Below are 16,572 nucleotides of genomic sequence, written 5' to 3'. Positions count from 1 at the left end.
TGATGTCCTTTTTCTCTCTGCGTTCTCGTGGGCGCTCAAACCGAAGCCGGCGACGTCTGCGGTGCGGGAGCCAGCGCGTGCGGTTCCAGGCCGACGTGCGCGTTGTTGCCGCTGCTGGTCAGCTCGACCTTGCGGTCATGCAGCTCGGCGAGCGCGCGCTTGTATTCGTTCGGGAACACCTTGACGAACTTGGTGCGCGACACGGCCCAGTTGTCGAGCAGTTCGCGCGCGCGCTTGCTGCCAGTCCAGCGGTGGTGCTCTTCGAGCAGCTTCTTGAGCTGGGCTTCGTCGGTTTCGCCGCCGTGCCAGATCTTGCGGTGCATGCTTGCCAACTGCTCGGCCGAGGTCAGCACCTTGTCGAGCGACACCATCGAGAGATTGCAGCGCGTGGCGAACTGGCCGTCTTCGTCATAGACGAAAGCCACGCCGCCGCTCATGCCGGCCGCGAAGTTGCGGCCCGTCTTGCCGAGCACCGCAACCGTGCCGCCGGTCATGTATTCGCAGCCGTGGTCGCCGGTGCCTTCGATGACGGCCGTGGCACCCGACAGGCGCACCGCGAAGCGTTCGCCGGCCACGCCGCAAAGATACGCCTCGCCGGTGGTCGCACCGTAAAGCGCCGTATTGCCGACGATGGTGTTGCGCGCCGCTTCTCCGCGGAAGTCGAGGCTCGGGCGCACCACCACGCGGCCGCCGGAGAGGCCCTTGCCGGTGTAGTCGTTGGCATCGCCGATCAGGTAGAGCGTGATGCCGCGCGCCAGGAAGGCGCCGAACGACTGGCCGCCCGTGCCTTCGAGCTGGATGCGGATCGAGTCGTCGGGCAGGCCTTGCGGATGCACCTTGGTCAGCGCGCCCGACAGCATGGCGCCCACCGAGCGGTTGACGTTGCGCGCCACCTCGATGAACTGCACCTTCTCGCCGCGTTCGATGGCGGGGCGTGACTTCTCGATCAGCTTGACGTCGAGCGCACGCTCGAGACCATGGTCCTGGTTCTCGACGTGATAACGCGGCACGTCGGCCGGCACGATCGGCAGCGCGAACAGGCGGCTGAAGTCCAGGCCGGAAGCCTTCCAATGCTCGATGCCTTTGCGCATGTCGAGCAGGTCGGCGCGGCCGATCAAATCGTCGAACTTGCGGATGCCGAGCTGGGCCATGATCTGGCGCACTTCTTCTGCCACGAAGAAGAAGTAGTTGACGACGTGCTCGGGCTTGCCCGAGAACTTCTTGCGCAGGATCGGGTCTTGCGTGGCCACGCCCACCGGGCAGGTGTTGAGGTGGCACTTGCGCATCATGATGCAGCCTTCGACCACCAGCGGCGCGGTGGCAAAGCCGAATTCGTCAGCACCCAGCAGCGCGCCAATGGCAACGTCGCGGCCGGTCTTCATCTGGCCGTCGGCCTGCACGCGGATGCGGCTGCGCAGGCGGTTGAGCACCAGCGTCTGCTGCGTTTCGGCCAGACCGATTTCCCACGGGCTGCCGGCGTGCTTGATCGACGACCAGGGCGATGCGCCCGTGCCGCCGTCATGGCCCGCGATCACCACGTGGTCGCTCTTGCACTTGGCCACGCCGGCCGCGATGGTGCCCACGCCGATTTCGCTCACCAGCTTGACGCTGATGCTCGCGTGCGGCGCGGCGTTCTTCAGGTCGTGAATCAGCTGCGCCAGGTCTTCGATCGAGTAGATGTCGTGGTGCGGCGGCGGCGAGATCAGGCCGACGCCCGGCACGGCATAACGCTGCTTGCCGATGTACTCGGTGACCTTGCCGCCGGGCAGCTGGCCGCCCTCGCCCGGCTTGGCGCCCTGCGCCATCTTGATCTGGATCTGGTCGGCCGAGAACAGGTACTCGGCCGTGACGCCGAAGCGGCCCGAAGCCACCTGCTTGATGCGCGAACGCAGCGAGTCGCCATCTTGGAGCGGCAGGTCGACCTCGACGTTGGCCGCGCCGATCACGCTCTTGAGCGTGTCGCCCTGCTTGATCGGGATGCCCTTGAGCTCGTTGCGATAACGCGCCGGATCTTCGCCGCCCTCGCCCGTGTTGCTCTTGCCGCCGATGCGGTTCATGGCAATGGCGAGCGTGGCGTGCGCCTCGGTGCTGATCGAGCCGAGCGACATCGCACCGGTGGCGAAGCGCTTGACGATTTCGGCAGCGGACTCGACCTCGTCGACCGGGATGGCCTTGGCGGGATCGATCTTGAACTCGAACAGGCCGCGCAGCGTGAGGTGGCGGCGGTTCTGGTCGTTGATGAGCTGCGCGTATTCCTTGTACGTGTTCCAGTTGTTGGAGCGCGTGCTGTGCTGCAGCTTGGCGATGGCGTCGGGCGTCCACATGTGCTCTTCGCCGCGGGTGCGCCAGGCGTACTCGCCGCCGGCATCGAGCATGTTGGAAAGAATCGGGTCGTCGCCGAATGCCGCCTTGTGCATGCGAATGGCTTCCTCGGCAATCTCGAACACGCCGATGCCCTCGACGCGGCTCGCGGTGCCGGTGAAGTACTTGTTCACCGTCTCGGTGTTGAGGCCGATGGCTTCGAACAACTGGGCGCCGCAATAGCTCATGTAGGTGCTGACACCCATCTTCGACATGATCTTCGAGAGACCCTTGCCAATGGCCTTGACGTAGTTGTAGACCGCCTTCTCCGCGCTCATGTCTCCCGGCAGGTCGGCATGCATGGCCGCCAGCGTTTCCATGGCGAGATAGGGGTGCACGGCTTCGGCGCCGTAGCCCGCCAGCACGCCGAAGTGATGCACCTCGCGCGCCGAGCCGGTTTCCACCACCAGGCCGGCCGTGGTGCGCAGGCCCTCACGCACCAGGTACTGGTGCACGGCCGACAGCGCCAGCACGGCGGGAATCGCAACCTGCGTGGGGCTCACGCTGCGGTCGCTCACGATCAGGATGTTGTGGCCGCCCTTGATGGCGTCCACCGCTTCGGCGCACAGCGAGGCCAGCTTGGCTTCGACGCCTTCGTCGCCCCATGCGAGCGGGTAGGTGATGTCGAGCACGTAGCTCTTGAACTTGCCCTGCGTGTACTTGCCGATGTCGCGCAGCTTCGCCATGTCGGCAAAGTCGAGGATCGGCTGGCTCACTTCAAGCCGCATCGGCGGGTTGACCTGGTTGATGTCCAGCAGGTTGGGCTTGGGGCCGATGAAGGACACCAGTGACATCACGATGGCCTCGCGAATCGGGTCGATCGGCGGGTTGGTCACTTGCGCGAACAACTGCTTGAAGTAGTTGTAGAGCGGCTTGTTCTTGTTGGAGAGCACGGCCAGCGGGCTGTCATTACCCATGGAGCCGATGCCCTCTTCGCCGGCTTGCGCCATCGGGCTCATCAGGAACTTGATGTCTTCTTGCGTGTAGCCGAAAGCCTGCTGGCGGTCGAGCAGCGCCACCTGGCTCACGGGCGTCTTGATCGTCGATGCGGCCGGCTCGGCCTTGACGCTGTCGAGCTTGATGCGCAGGTTTTCGATCCACTGCTTGTAGGGCTTGCTGTTGGCGAGGGTGGCCTTGACCTCCTCGTCGTCGATCATGCGGCCCTGCTCCAGGTCGATCAGGAACATCTTGCCGGGCTGCAGGCGCCACTTGCGCACGATCTTTTGCTCGGGCACTGGCAGCACGCCCGATTCCGACGCCATGATGACCAGGTCGTCGTCGGTCACGCAGTAGCGCGAGGGGCGCAGGCCGTTACGGTCGAGCGTGGCGCCGATCTGGCGGCCGTCGGTGAACACGATGGAGGCCGGGCCGTCCCACGGCTCGAGCATGGCGGCGTGGTACTCATAGAACGCGCGGCGGCGCGGGTCCATGGTGGCGTGCTGTTCCCAGGGCTCGGGAATCATCATCATCACGGCCTGGCTGATGGGGTAGCCGGCCATCGTCAAGAGCTCGAGGCAGTTGTCGAAGGTGGCGGTGTCGGACTGGTTGGCAAAGCTGATGGGATAGAGCTTCTGCAGGTCGGCGCCCAGCACGGGCGACGACATCACGCCTTCGCGTGCCTTCATCCAGTTGTAGTTGCCCTTGACCGTGTTGATTTCGCCGTTGTGGGCGACATAGCGGTACGGGTGGGCCAACGGCCACTCGGGAAAGGTGTTGGTCGAGAAGCGCTGGTGCACGAGGCCCAGGGCCGAGATGCAGCGCTTGTCCTGCAGGTCGAGGTAATAGGTACCGACCTGGTCGGCGAGCAGCAGGCCCTTGTAGACCACGGTGCGGCTCGACATGCTCGGAACGTAGTATTCCTTGCTGTGCTTGAGCTTCAAGCGCTGGATGTTGGCGCTGGCGGTCTTGCGGATCACGTAGAGCTTGCGCTCCAGCGCGTCCTGCACGATCACGTCGTTGCCGCGGCCGATGAACACCTGGCGCAGCAGCGGCTCCTTGGCGCGGACGGTGGGCGACATCGGCATGTCGCGGTTCACCGGCACGTCGCGCCAGCCCAGCAGCACCTGGCCTTCGGCCTTGATGGCGCGTTCCATTTCCTGCTCGCAGGCTTCGCGGGACGCGTGTTCCTTGGGCAGGAAGATCATGCCGACGCCGTATTCGCCGGGCGGCGGCAGCGTGACGCCCTGCTTGGCCATTTCTTCGCGATACAGATGGTCGGGCAGCTGGATCAGGATGCCCGCGCCGTCGCCCATCAGCTTGTCAGCGCCCACTGCGCCGCGATGGTCCAGGTTTTCGAGGATCTTCAGGCCCTGCAGCACGATGGCATGGCTCTTTTCGCCCTTGATGTGCGCCACGAAGCCGACGCCGCAGGCATCGTGCTCGTCGGCACCGGAATACAGACCGTGTTGTTGGAGATGTTCGATCTCGGCAGCCGTCGTCATGGCGCACTCCTTCAGTTTTTCGCAGGGATGAGAAGGATATTGCGATGCACAAAGAATGCCAAACACTTTATTGGGGGTCAGATTCCAATTTAATTCCGAGCCTTCTGGTCAGGATCAAATTAGGGACAGATTAAAAATGAGAAAGGCACTTCCCTGCCGGCAGGGCCAAGCTGCAGTCATCGTATTCAGGAGCGAGGAGCCGAAGGCGGACGCCCTGCCTTGGTCTTGGCCACGCGGCGTTCGGTGGACTTTTGCAGCGACGCGAGAAAATTGGCATCGCCGGCCGCCCACCCCCGCAAAGTGGCCTCGGTGAGCGCGCCCTGGTCGGCCTGCCGCACGCCGGCGCGCACCAATTCCGTATAAGCCGCTTCGCGCGCGAAGGGCGTGTTGCCCAATTCCCAGTACAGCGGATGCGGCGTCAGCAGCTTGTCATGCCGCAGCCCCGCATAGTGCCCGTAACTGGACCACGGGAAGTCGCGCGCATCAGCCACCAAGCCGGCCCGCACGGGGTTCAGGTCGATGTAGGCCATGCAGGTCAGCAGATAGCGATCGGTCTGGATCAGCGTCGACCTGTAGCGCCCCTCCCACAAGGTGCCGCTGCGGCCATGGCGGTCGTTGAAATAGCGCACATAGCTGCGCCCCACCGACTGCATGAACTGGGGAAGCCCGGTAGTGGTGCTGGGCGTTGCCAGCAGATGGAAATGGTTGTCCATCAGCACATAGGCATGCAGCGCCACCCCAAAGCGCGTGGCGGCGTCCGCCAAAAGGGCGAGCAGCCGCTCGTGGTCCGCGCGATCCACAAAAATGACCTGGCGGTTGTTTCCACGCTGGATCACGTGGTGCGGCATGTCGGCGAGCGTGAGGCGAGGCAGACGGGCCATGGCGTGAATCGAACGAACGCGCTCTCGCTGACTTCAGGACAGGCGAAACCGTGTATCGCCCAGCGCGTCGAGTCCGAACTGCGACAGCAGCTCGCCAAGCCTTGCTGCCGCGGCGGCCTTGCGCTGCCCGGTGTGGCGCGCCAGGATCAGCTCGTTCTTCATGCTGTGCTCCCAGCCCACCAGCTCGGTGACGGTAACGCTGTAGCCGTTGGCCTCGAGGTAGAGGCAGCGCAGCACGTTGGTGAGCTGGCTGCCGATCTCGCGCGTGTGCAGCGGATGGCGCCAAAGCTCGGCCAATGGCGTTCGCGACAAGGCCAGCGCCTTGGTTTCGCGCAGGCATGCCGCCACCTCGGCCTGGCAACAGGGCACCAGCACCATGCAGCGCGCCTTCTTCGCGAGCCCGAAGGCGATGGCGTCGTCGGTTGCGGTGTCGCAGGCGTGCAGCGCGGTGACCACGTCGATGCGCTCCGGCAGCTCGCTCGCTTGGGCCGATTCGGCCACCGTGAGGTTCAGGAACGACATGCGGTCGAAGCCCAGCTGCCGTGCCAATGCGCGCGACTTCTCGACCAGCTCGCTTCGGGTCTCGATGCCGTAGACGTGGCCGCCTGAGCGCGACCGGAAGAACAGGTCGTAGATGATGAAGCCGAGGTACGACTTGCCCGCGCCATGGTCGGCCAACGTGGCCTCGGCACCGCCTTCCGGCAGTTCGCGCAGCAATTGCTCGATGAACTGGAACAGGTGGTAGACCTGTTTGAGCTTGCGCCGCGAATCCTGGTTGAGACGACCCTCGCGCGTGAGGATGTGCAGTTCCTTGAGCAGTTCGATGGACTGCCCCGGACGCAAGACCTCCGCCAGCTCGGCCTCGGCCTTGGAGGCCTTGGCGGTCTTCACCGCGTTGGTCGCTTGTGAATTCGTCATGATCGGGCGCTCCCCGGGCCCACACCCAGCGCGGCCCATCCGTCCGGCCCCAGCGCTTCGAGCGTTTCGATGTTGCGTTCGAAGATGGTTTCGGCCTCTGGAAACGCCTCGACCGCACGGCTCACGCTGTCTTCGCGCAGCAGGTGCAGCGTGGGGTATGGCGCGCGGTTGGTCGCGTTGGCGATGTCGCCGCTCTCCGTTCCCGCAAATTGAAACTGCGGATGAAAGCTCGCGAGCTGGAACACGCCGTCGAAACCCGCGCGGGCGAGCTTGCGTTCGGCGCGCGCCGTGAAATCGTTGAAGTCCAGAAAATCCGCCAAGGTGTTGGGTGCTATCAGCAAGGTGGTGTCGCGCACGGAGGCATCGAGCGCGGCAAGTTCATTGGCCTGTTCCAGCAGAGCCTCGATCAGCGCGGCGTCGTCGGCAGGCAGGTACACGGCATAGTGGATCTGCGCCTTCACGTGCACCGCCTTGGCGAACGGGCACAGGTTGAGCCCGATCACCGCGCGCTCGAGCCAGCGCCGGGTATCGGCTTCAGCCTGAATGGCGTCGATTGTCGCCGCGCCGGTCATCCCACCTCCGCCGCCAGGCGTATTCGCCCCAGGCGCCGCGCAAGGGCCATGCCGGCCAGCGAGCATGCCAGCGTGGCCGCCCAGGTCCAATGCCAGCCGCCGGCACGGTGAGCCACCCACGCGACCGCGGGCGGCGCCAGGAATTGCCCCAGGGAGGAAGCCTGCTGCATGAGCCCGACCGTGGTGGAAACGGTGGTGGGCCCTGGCGCCAAGCGAACCCCGAGGAGGAACAGGGTTGCGGGCACTACTCCCCCACCCAGCGAAAAGGCGCAGACCGCGGCATAGCGCAGCGCTGGCGGCAGGCCGAGCGCATCGCCCCCCTGCCCCACCTGTGCGAAAGCGGCCACTCCGCCCAGCGCCATGGCCACGAAACCCCACTGCAGCAGGCGCTCCGGCGCAACGCCGCGCTGCAGCCACCGGCCGCCCGCGAGGTTGCCGACGATGTTCATCGCGGCCGCAATGGCAGTGAGTACCGCGTTCCAGCCGGCCGGCACGCCGGCGCCGGCGTAGATGGCTGGCAGGAAACCGATCACGGCCATCCATTGCGCCGAATACACCGCGAAGCTCGACGCGACCATCCAAGGCGCGCGCGCGCCGACAGTGGCATGCAGGCGCAACGCCCATCCGCTCGGCATGCCGCCGCCTGCCGCAACGGAACGAAGCCTGTCCGCCGGCACGGCCGACCACACCCAAAGCGCCGCGGCGGCCGAAACGGCGGACAGCGCCCACCACCAGTCGCCCCATCCGCCCCAGGCGATCAAAGCCGGCCCCAGCAGCAGCGCGAGCGCCACGCCCAGCGGCATGTATGCGCCCCACACGCCCAGCGCCGCCTTGTCGGCGCCCGGCGGAGTCAATGCGCGGATCAGCCCCGGTCCCGGCATGACCGCCAGCAGAAAGCCGATGCCTTCGACGGCGCGCAGGAGCAGCAGCCATTGCACTGCGTGTGCATCGCCGAAGAGGCCCGCACCGACGCCGCCGCCCAGAAGGCTCGCAGCCGTCAACACCACGAGTCCCGTCAGCATGCTGCGGCGCAAGCCGATGGTGTCGGCAGCCAGCCCGGCCGCCAGCCCCAGCGTCATGCTCGCCACCTGCACCAGCGAGAGCAGAAAACCCGCCTCGACGAGGCCGATGCCGAGCGAAGCCTGCAGCGCCGGCACCGCGGGCGGCAGCTTCCCCAGGTGAAGCGCTGCGCTGACGCCGCCCAGCACCACGGCAAACGCAGCGGCGGGAACGCGCGCGGATGCCACGACCGTCGCGCTCATTGGAGGGCCTTCGCCCAGTCGGGCTGCCGTGCGCGCCCCTTCGGAATGGCCGGACGGGGGCTCATGCGATGCCCCGCCGGCCGGTCAGCCTTTCGTGCTCGCGCATGGCGAAGCGGTCGGTCATGCCGGCGATGTAGTCGGCCACGGCGCGGTGCCGGTCGCGGCGCTCGGCATAGGAGACTGGCATTTCGGAAGAGCGACCGAGGTAGGCCTCGAACAGCTCCTGCACCACCTGCTGCGCCTGGTCGGTGGTCTGCGCGACCTGCGGATGCCGGTAGAGGTTGCGGAACAGAAAGCGCTTGAGCTCGTTGGACTGCGCCTGCATGGCGTCGCTGAACGCAACGAGCGGCGGCGAGTTCCGCACCCCGTCCGCATCGGCTGGCTTGGCCGTTTCGATTGCCGAGCGGGTGGCATCGATCACGTCATAGACCTGGGCGCTCAGCATGCGGCGGATCGTCTCGTAGAGCACGCGCCGCCCCTCCAGTTGGGGATATTCGGCAAGCGCCTCGCGGCGGTAGCGCTCGAACAGATCCACCTCGCCGAGCTGCTCGACGCTGATAAGCCCCGACCGCACGCCGTCGTCGATGTCGTGGGCGTTGTAGGCGATCGCGTCGGCCAGGTTGCACAGCTGCGCTTCGAGTCCCGGCTGCGTGCGGTCCAGGAAGCGCCGCGCCACGCCGTTGGGTTCGGTGGCTTCCAGGCGCTCCGCATTGGCGCGTGAGCAATGTTTGAGGATGCCTTCGCGGGTTTCGAAGCTGAGGTTCAGGCCGTCGTATTGCGGGTAGCGGAGTTCCAGGGCGTCAACCACGCGCAGGCTTTGAAGGTTGTGCTCGAAGCCGCCATGGGCTTCCATGCAGGCATTGAGGGTGTCTTGTCCCGCGTGGCCGAACGGCGTGTGGCCGAGATCGTGAGCGAGCGCAATCGCTTCGACCAGGTCTTCGTTGATGCGCAACGCCCGCGCGATGGAGCGGCCTAATTGCGCCACCTCGAGTGAATGTGTGAGCCGCGTGCGAAACAGGTCGCCTTCATGGTTCAGGAAAACCTGGGTCTTGTAGACCAGCCGCCGAAAGGCCGTGGAATGCACGATTCGGTCGCGATCGCGCTGGAAGGCATCGCGCGTGGGCGCCGGCGGCTCGGCATGCCGCCTCCCGCGCGACCGCGCAGGGTGGCAGGCATACGCCGCGAGGTTCATGGGCGCACCCTTGGCGCTGCGCTCATTCCGCGCGGCAGCACTGCGCGAGCACTTCGCGAACGAGGGCATCGGGCGCGCTGCTGACCGCGGCGGAGCCCGGCTTGTCGATCACCACGAAGCGAATTTCACCCGCTTCGGATTTCTTGTCGACCCGCATCAATTCAAGGTATCGGTCCGCGCCCAGCGCAGGGCCGACGGTGGGCAGGCCGGCGCGGTCGATCAGCCGCGTGAGCCGCTCGACGAACGCTGCGTCCACCCCGCCCAGCCGCTGCGACAGGTGCGCCGCCATGACCATTCCGCAGCCGACCGCTTCGCCGTGCAGCCATTCGCCGTAGCCAAGGCCCGACTCGATGGCGTGGCCGAAGGTGTGGCCGAAGTTGAGGATGGCGCGCAGCCCGGTCTCGCGCTCGTCCTCTCCGACGACCAGCGCCTTGATCTCGCAGCTGCGCTTGACGGCGTGGGCCAGCGCGGCCGGGTCGCGCGCCACCAGCGCATCGACATTCGCTTCGATCCAGTCGAAGAACGTCATGTCGTAGATGGGGCCGTACTTGATGACTTCGGCCAGGCCCGCGCTCAGCTCCCGCGGCGGCAGTGTCTGCAGCGTGCCCAGGTCGCACACCACCAGCTGCGGCTGGTAGAACGCGCCGATCATGTTCTTGCCCAGCGGGTGGTTGATGGCAGTCTTGCCGCCCACCGAGGAGTCGACCTGGGCCAGCAACGTGGTCGGCACCTGCACGAATGGCACGCCGCGCATGTAGCTGGCGGCTGCGAAGCCGGTCATGTCGCCCACCACCCCGCCGCCCAGCGCGAACAGCACCGTCTTTCGGTCGCTGCCGTGGCCGAGCAGGGCGTCGAATATCAGGTTCAGCGTCTGCAGGTTCTTGTGCACCTCGCCGTCGGGCAATTCGAGCATGTGCACGGTGCGGAAGCGGCCTGCCAACGCGGCGCGCAAGGCCTTGGCATAGAGCGGCGCCACGGTGGTGTTGCTGACGATCAGCGCTGTGGCGGCGGCGGGTGCCACGGCAAAGCTCTGGGGATCGTCCAGCAAGCCGGTTCCGATGAGGATCGGGTAGCTGCGCTCGCCGAGCTGGATATCGACGCGTTCGGGCGGTGCGGAAGGTGCGGGCAATGACATGGCAGCGAGTTTAGGCGCTGCGGCCGGGCCCGCTCAGGCCGTGGGTTCTTCCGGCCGGGATCCCGGCGCGACGATGCCGGCAAGCTCGAGCTGCATCACGATGATGTTGACCAGCATGGCGATTGACGGGCGCCCCGTGTCGACCACGTCGTGGGCCGTCTCCCGGTAGAGCGGATCGCGCGCATCGTGCAGTTCGCGCAACCGGCCGAGCGGATCGGCCACCTGCAGAAGCGGCCGCTTGACGTCGTGGCGCAGGCGTCGGAACAGGTCTTCGGGGGAGGATCGCAGATAGATCACGTGGAAGTGATCCCGCAACTGCTTGCGATTGGCCTCCCGCAGGACGGCGCCGCCGCCAGTGGCCAGCACGCCGTGGGCATTCGCGGCAAGGTCGGCGATGACCGTCTCTTCGAGGTCGCGGAAGGCGGTTTCACCTTCGCGGTCGAAATAATCGCGAATCGAGCAGCCGATGCGCTGCTCGATGACGTGGTCGGTGTCGACGAACGGAAGGTCCAGGCGCACGCCCAAGCGCCGGCCCACTGCGGATTTGCCGGCGCCGGGCAACCCGACGAGTGCGACCGCCACGCGGTGGCTGCTACGCCCGCGCGTCAGCGCGCGGCGTTGCGGTCGGTAATCATCTTCGGAGTGATAAAGACGAGCATTTCGGTCTTGTTGGCAACGCGTTCGCGCTTGCGGAACAGTGCACCCAGGTAGGGCACTTCACCCAGCACCGGCACGCGCGATTCGTCATTGGTTTCGGTGAGTTCGAAGATACCACCGATGACGACCGTGCCGCCGTTCTCGACCAGCACTTCGGTCTGAACGTGCTTGGTGTTGATGGCCGGACCTGCCGAAGTATTGACGCCGCGGGCATCCTTGCTCACGTCCAGCGTGAGGATGATGTTGCCTTCAGGCGTGATCTGCGGAGTGACTTCGAGCTTCAGAACCGCCTTGCGGAACGAAATCGACGTTGCACCGCTGGACGTGGCCTGCTGGTAGGGGATTTCTTCACCCTGCTCGATCAGCGCCTTGGTCTGGTCGGCGGTGATGACGCGCGGGCTGGACACCAGCTTGCCCTTGCCGTCGGCTTCGAGCGCCGAGATTTCGAGGTTCAGCATGCGCGAGAAGCTCGAATTGAAAAGCGAGATCGCGAACGTGCCTGGAGAGTTGCCCGTGCCGCCGGCATCGCCAGAGGGCAGGTTGATGAAGTTGGAGTTGGTCCAGGTGGTGGTGGCGGTGTTGCCGCTCGTACCCGAACTCACCGTCGGCATCATGCCCAGGTTGGCGAAGGCGCGGTTGCCCGACGACGAGGCGAAGCGCTCGCCGGCGATGCCGCCGCCCAGCCGCACGCCCAGCGACTTGCCGAAGGTGTCGGACGCTTCCACGATCCGGGCTTCGATCAGCACCTGACGGACCGGGATGTCGAGCTTCTGGATCAGGTCGGCCACTTGCGCCAGGCGCGAGGGGATGTCCGACACGAACAGCTGGTTGGTGCGCGCCTCCGCGATCACACTGCCGCGCGGGCTCAGGATGCGGGTGGCGGAGCCGCCACCGCCACCGCCGCCCGAGGCGCCGGTCCCGGTCAGGCCTTGCGCAATCGCAATCGCCTTGGTGTAGTTGAGTTGGAACGACTGGGTGCGCACCGGCTCCAGGTTCTCGATTGCGGCCTTGGCCTCGAAATCGAGCTTCTCCTTGGCGTTGATTTCGTCCTTGGGCGCGATCCACAGCACGCTGCCATTCTTGCGCATGCCCAGGTTCTTCGCCTGCATGATGATGTCGAGCGCCTGGTCCCAGGGCACGTCCTTCAGGCGCAGCGTCAGCGAGCCGGTGACCGAGTCGGAAGTCACGATGTTGAAGTTCGTGAAGTCGGCGATCACCTGCAGCAACGAGCGGATTTCGATGTTCTGGAAGTTCAGCGAGAGCTTCTCGCCGTTGTAGCCGACGCCCTGCGTCAGCTTGGCCGGGTCCACCTTGCGGGCGCGGACTTCGACCACGAACTGGTTTTCGCTCTGGTAGGCGCTGTGCTCCCAGTCGCCCTTGGCCTCGATCGTCATGCGAACACGGTCGCCAGACTGTTGCGAAGTGATCAGTTGGACCGGCGTATTGAAATCGGCCACGTCCAGGCGGCGGCGAAGGCCTTCAGGCAGCGTCGACTTGGTGAACTCCACGACGAGGTTCTTGCCCTGCTGCTTGACATCGACACCCACTTGATTGTTCGGCAAATCGACGATCACGCGGCCCGTGTTGTCCGAACCCAGGCGGAAGTCGACATCGCGCAGCGGCAGGGTGTCGCGGTTGCGGTTTTCCGCAAAGACGGTGGGCGTGGATGACGCCAGCGCCGTGCCGGCCACGGGTTCGAGAATCACCAGCAGCGACTTGCCCTGGATCTCGGCCTTGTAAGAGGTGGCCTGCTTGAGGTTCAGCACGACGCGGCTGCGTTCGCCAGCCTGGACCACGTTGACGGAACGCAGGTTGCCCTGATTCACCTCGATGGCAGAACGGCCGATGGCGTTCGTCACCCCGGGGAAATCGAGCGCAATGCGCGCTGGCGTCTGCACCGCAAAACCGGTCGGCACTGCCGTGAGCGGCTGCGCCAGATCGATGCGGATCACCTCGGCGCCGGATTGCGTCGAACTGGTCACCGCTTCAATGGCGTTTTGCGCATGGGCAATCGCGAGCGCGCCGAATGCCAAGAGACCGAGCCCGGCAGCTCGCAGCCGCTGTGCCATCGTTGATTTTTTGTGATTCATTTCTTCGCACTCTCTTGCAGCTGCAATGTCGCCACGCGTTCGATCCATTCACCGGCGGCGTCTTGCACGATTTCACGCAAGGCGACTTCGGTTTCGTTGATACGGGTGATGCGCCCGTAGTTCAGTCCCAGGTACTCGCCGACCCGCACCTTGTAGAGCAGCTTGTCGACCCGGACCAGCGCCACGGGCTGGCCATTGCGGTTCATGCTGCCCACCATGGCCATGGCGTCGAGCGGGAAAGCTTCGAGCGCCTCCTTGCGGCGCACCAGTTCAGGCGCGATCAGTTCGGACGTGCTGGGCTGGTTCGAATCCCGGCGCAGCGCCTGGGTCAGCTTCAGCAGGTTGAACGGCTCGAATGCCGACCCTTCGGTGTAGGCCTGGGGCGTGAATTTCTTCGGCTCCGTGATCGGCGGCACGTTGGGCTTGACCTGGGCGCGCTGCTCGACCATCCAGCGGCGCAGGTCTTCCTGCTCGGAGTCGGCGCAGGCGCTCAGGCCGAATGCGGCCGCAACCAGCCACAGGAGTTTCGCGGTCGTCCTCATTTCTTCGCCTTAGGCGCCGCGGCGCGTTTCTGGGCCGCCCGCTCTTCGTCATCGAGATAGCGGTAAGTGCGGGCCGTGGCATCCATCGTCAGGGTGCCGTCCTTGTCTTTTTGAGGAACGATCGTGAGGTTGTTCAGCGTCACGATGCGCGACAGGCTCGCGACGTCGGCCGCAAAGGAGCCGATGTCGTGGTACCGGCCGGTCACGCGCACGGCGATCGGCAGTTCCGCGTAGTAGTCCTTCACAGACACCTGTCCTGGCCGGAACAGCTCGAACTGCAGGCTGCGGCCGAGCCCGGCCTGGTTGATGTCCGACAGCAATGCATCCATTTCAGCCTTGCTGGGGAGCTGCTTTTCGAGCAGCGTCACGTACTGCTGCACCTGCTCGCGCTGCTTCTTCAACAGGTCTAGATTGGCGGCCAAGGCCACTTTCTTCTGGTAGTCGGCGCGCAGCGTGACTTCCTTGGCGCGCTCGCTCTCGAGCTCGTCATTCGAATTGGTCAGCCATACGAACCACAGGCCGACCAGCACCAGCGCGGTCACCGCCAGGCACAGCACGTAGCGTGGCACCGGCGGCCAACTGGCCGGGTCGTTCATGTTCAGGTTGCGGAACTGGTCGCCGAGGCCGCGCAGTGCGGCGCCGACGTCGAGCTTCTGGGAGGGGCGATTGCTTGCCATGATCCGTTACCCCTTGACCTGCTGCGCTGCGGCCAGCGCCTTGTCAGCCGCGGCTTTCTGCGCGTCGGTCGGCCGCTTCAGGCCGATGCGCATCGTGAAGTTTGCCACCCGGCGCTGATCACGCGGGCTGAGGTTCACCGTTGCCGAAGTGATTTCGACCAGCTCGGGCTTGACCAGCCAGGGACTGTTGTTGCCCAGGTTGCGCAGCAGCTCCGACACGCGCTCGTTCGACTGCGCCATGCCTTGCAGCGTAACCGTCTGGTTGTCCTGCTTCATGCTGGTGAGATAGACGCCGTCGGGCAGCTGTCGAACCAGTTCGTTGAGCAGGTGCACCGGCAGGTTGCGGTCGCCCTGAAGATCTTCGACCGCCTGCTGGCGCGCGCGCAGCGCTGCAATTTCCTGCTGCAGCGTCGAGATCTCCTTGATCTCGGCGTCGAGCTTGGTGATTTCGGTCTTGAGGAAAGTGTTCTTGGATTGCTGGGCCGAGATTTGTGCCTCGAACCAGAGAAAGGCCAGCCCGGCGATCAGTACGCCCAGGACCGCGGCAGCGCCGAGGGTGCCGTAGAACGCCTCGCGACGCCGCTTTCGTGCGGCCTCGCGGTGCGGGAGCAAGTTGATGAGGATCACTGCACGAACCTCCGCATGGCGAGACCGCAGGACGTCAGATAGGAAGGCGCTTCACGCCGCACCTTCTTCTCGCGGATGTTGGGGCCCAGTTCCATGCCGTCGAACGGGTTCACGAGCGAGCAGGCGAACGAGGTTTGCCGCGTCACGGCGCTGGTCAGGCTCGGCAGCGAGGCCGATCCGCCTGCAAGCAGCACGTAGTCCACGCGGTTGTGGGGCGTGCTGGTGAAGAAGAACTGCAACGCACGGGCAATTTCCTGCGCGATGCTTTCCACGAAAGGCTTCAGGACACCCGAGCCGTAGTCGTCGGGCAGGTCGCCGCTGCGCTTCTTGGCTTCGGCCTCTTCGGCGGAGAAACCGTACTGGCGCACGATCAGCTGGGTGAGCTGGGCGCCGCCGAAGGCCTGGTCGCGGTCATACAGCACCTCTTGGTTGCGCAGCACCTGCATGCTGGTAGTGAAGGCGCCCACTTCGAAAAGCGCGACCACCGCATCGATGCCCTTGCCCGGCAATTGCTCGATCAGGCGGGCGGTCGCGAGGCGGGAGGCATAAGACTCGACGTCAAGGATCACCGCCTTCAGGCCAGCCGCTTCGGCCAGGCCTTCGCGGTCCTGGACCTTTTCCTTGCGCGAAGCGGCAATCAGCACTTCGACGTCACCGGCGGAGGCCGTGCTCTGCCCGGTCACGCAAAAGTCGAGGCTGACTTCGTCCAGCGAAAAGGGAATGTACTGGTTGGCTTCGGACTCGACCTGGATTTCGAGCTCCTGCTCGCTCATGCCGCCCGGAAGAATGATCTTCTTGGTAATGACCGCCGAAGGCGGCAGCGCCAGCGCCACGTTGCGCGTGCGGGTACCGCTTTTGCGCACCACGCGGCGAACGGCTTCGGCCACTTCGTCGAACTTCTCGACGTTGCCGTCGGTGATCCAGCCCCGTTCCAGGGGTTCGATCGCGCAGCGCTCCAGAACCAGCTTGCCGCTGGCGTCACGGCCGAGCTCGACCAGCTTGACGCTGGACGAGCTGACGTCCAAGCCGAGCATGGGAGCGTTCTGACGGCGAAACAATGATCCGAAAGCAGCCAAGTTAGGTCCCTTTACCCCTGCATTTGTAACTATTGGAAAAAAGTGCGTTCGGTTGCATGCTAGCAGCACGCGTTGCGGCAACCAAGCAACCGGGGCCGGCAAAGCTGGGGAACGTTGTCAAAAGCTGACGTTGACGCCACA

The 16,572-nt window shown here is 65.4% G+C and carries 13 protein-coding genes; all 13 read right to left on the bottom strand.

Going from position 1 to position 16,572, the window contains the following annotated elements:
- Positions 1-35 precede the first annotated feature (35 nt).
- Entirely contained in the window at positions 36-4,802 is a 4,767-nt protein-coding gene (locus ASC78_RS17030) for a glutamate synthase-related protein (RefSeq protein WP_055803587.1), read from the bottom strand.
- Between the two features lie 185 nt (positions 4,803-4,987).
- The gene (locus ASC78_RS17025; protein ID WP_055803584.1) at positions 4,988-5,683 is read right to left on the bottom strand and encodes a transposase; all 696 of its coding nucleotides are present in this window, start codon (positions 5,681-5,683) and stop codon (positions 4,988-4,990) included.
- A gap of 33 nt (positions 5,684-5,716) precedes the next feature.
- Positions 5,717-6,601 carry a class I SAM-dependent methyltransferase gene (locus ASC78_RS17020; protein WP_055803581.1) on the bottom strand — a complete coding sequence of 295 codons (885 nt, stop codon included), beginning with the start codon at positions 6,599-6,601 and terminating at the stop codon, positions 5,717-5,719.
- Positions 6,598-7,173: a DUF1415 domain-containing protein gene (locus ASC78_RS17015; protein ID WP_055803579.1), complete on the bottom strand. Its 576-nt coding sequence runs from the start codon at positions 7,171-7,173 to the stop codon at positions 6,598-6,600. The genes ASC78_RS17020 and ASC78_RS17015 overlap by 4 nt, the downstream gene beginning before the upstream one ends.
- On the bottom strand, positions 7,170-8,435 hold the full coding sequence (locus ASC78_RS17010) for an MFS transporter (RefSeq protein ID WP_055803576.1): 1,266 nt from the start codon (positions 8,433-8,435) through the stop codon (positions 7,170-7,172). The genes ASC78_RS17015 and ASC78_RS17010 overlap by 4 nt, the downstream gene beginning before the upstream one ends.
- A 61-nt stretch (positions 8,436-8,496) precedes the next feature.
- The gene (locus ASC78_RS17005) at positions 8,497-9,627 is read right to left on the bottom strand and encodes a deoxyguanosinetriphosphate triphosphohydrolase (RefSeq protein ID WP_055804346.1); all 1,131 of its coding nucleotides are present in this window, start codon (positions 9,625-9,627) and stop codon (positions 8,497-8,499) included.
- 22 nt (positions 9,628-9,649) lie between these two features.
- A complete protein-coding gene (gene aroB, locus ASC78_RS17000) occupies positions 9,650-10,762 on the bottom strand; it encodes a 3-dehydroquinate synthase (RefSeq protein WP_055803573.1) in 1,113 nt (370 codons plus the stop codon).
- A gap of 33 nt (positions 10,763-10,795) precedes the next feature.
- Positions 10,796-11,344, bottom strand: coding sequence for a shikimate kinase (locus ASC78_RS16995; RefSeq protein WP_055803570.1), 549 nt, complete (start codon positions 11,342-11,344; stop codon positions 10,796-10,798).
- 23 nt (positions 11,345-11,367) lie between these two features.
- Positions 11,368-13,509: a type IV pilus secretin PilQ gene (gene pilQ, locus ASC78_RS16990; protein WP_055803567.1), complete on the bottom strand. Its 2,142-nt coding sequence runs from the start codon at positions 13,507-13,509 to the stop codon at positions 11,368-11,370.
- Positions 13,506-14,051: a pilus assembly protein PilP gene (locus ASC78_RS16985; protein WP_055803564.1), complete on the bottom strand. Its 546-nt coding sequence runs from the start codon at positions 14,049-14,051 to the stop codon at positions 13,506-13,508. The genes pilQ and ASC78_RS16985 overlap by 4 nt, the downstream gene beginning before the upstream one ends.
- Entirely contained in the window at positions 14,048-14,728 is a 681-nt protein-coding gene (locus ASC78_RS16980; RefSeq protein ID WP_055803561.1) for a type 4a pilus biogenesis protein PilO, read from the bottom strand. Before ASC78_RS16980 ends, ASC78_RS16985 begins: the two co-directional genes overlap by 4 nt.
- A gap of 6 nt (positions 14,729-14,734) precedes the next feature.
- Complete coding sequence (locus ASC78_RS16975) at positions 14,735-15,355, bottom strand: PilN domain-containing protein (RefSeq protein WP_055803558.1); 621 nt, start codon at positions 15,353-15,355, stop codon at positions 14,735-14,737.
- A complete protein-coding gene (locus ASC78_RS16970; RefSeq protein ID WP_055803556.1) occupies positions 15,352-16,431 on the bottom strand; it encodes a pilus assembly protein PilM in 1,080 nt (359 codons plus the stop codon). The genes ASC78_RS16975 and ASC78_RS16970 overlap by 4 nt, the downstream gene beginning before the upstream one ends.
- Positions 16,432-16,572 lie beyond the last annotated feature (141 nt).

The organism is Variovorax sp. Root318D1 (genome assembly GCF_001424835.1).
Taxonomy (GTDB): Bacteria; Pseudomonadota; Gammaproteobacteria; order Burkholderiales; family Burkholderiaceae_C; genus Variovorax.
This window is presented reverse-complemented; position numbering and strand designations above follow the sequence as displayed.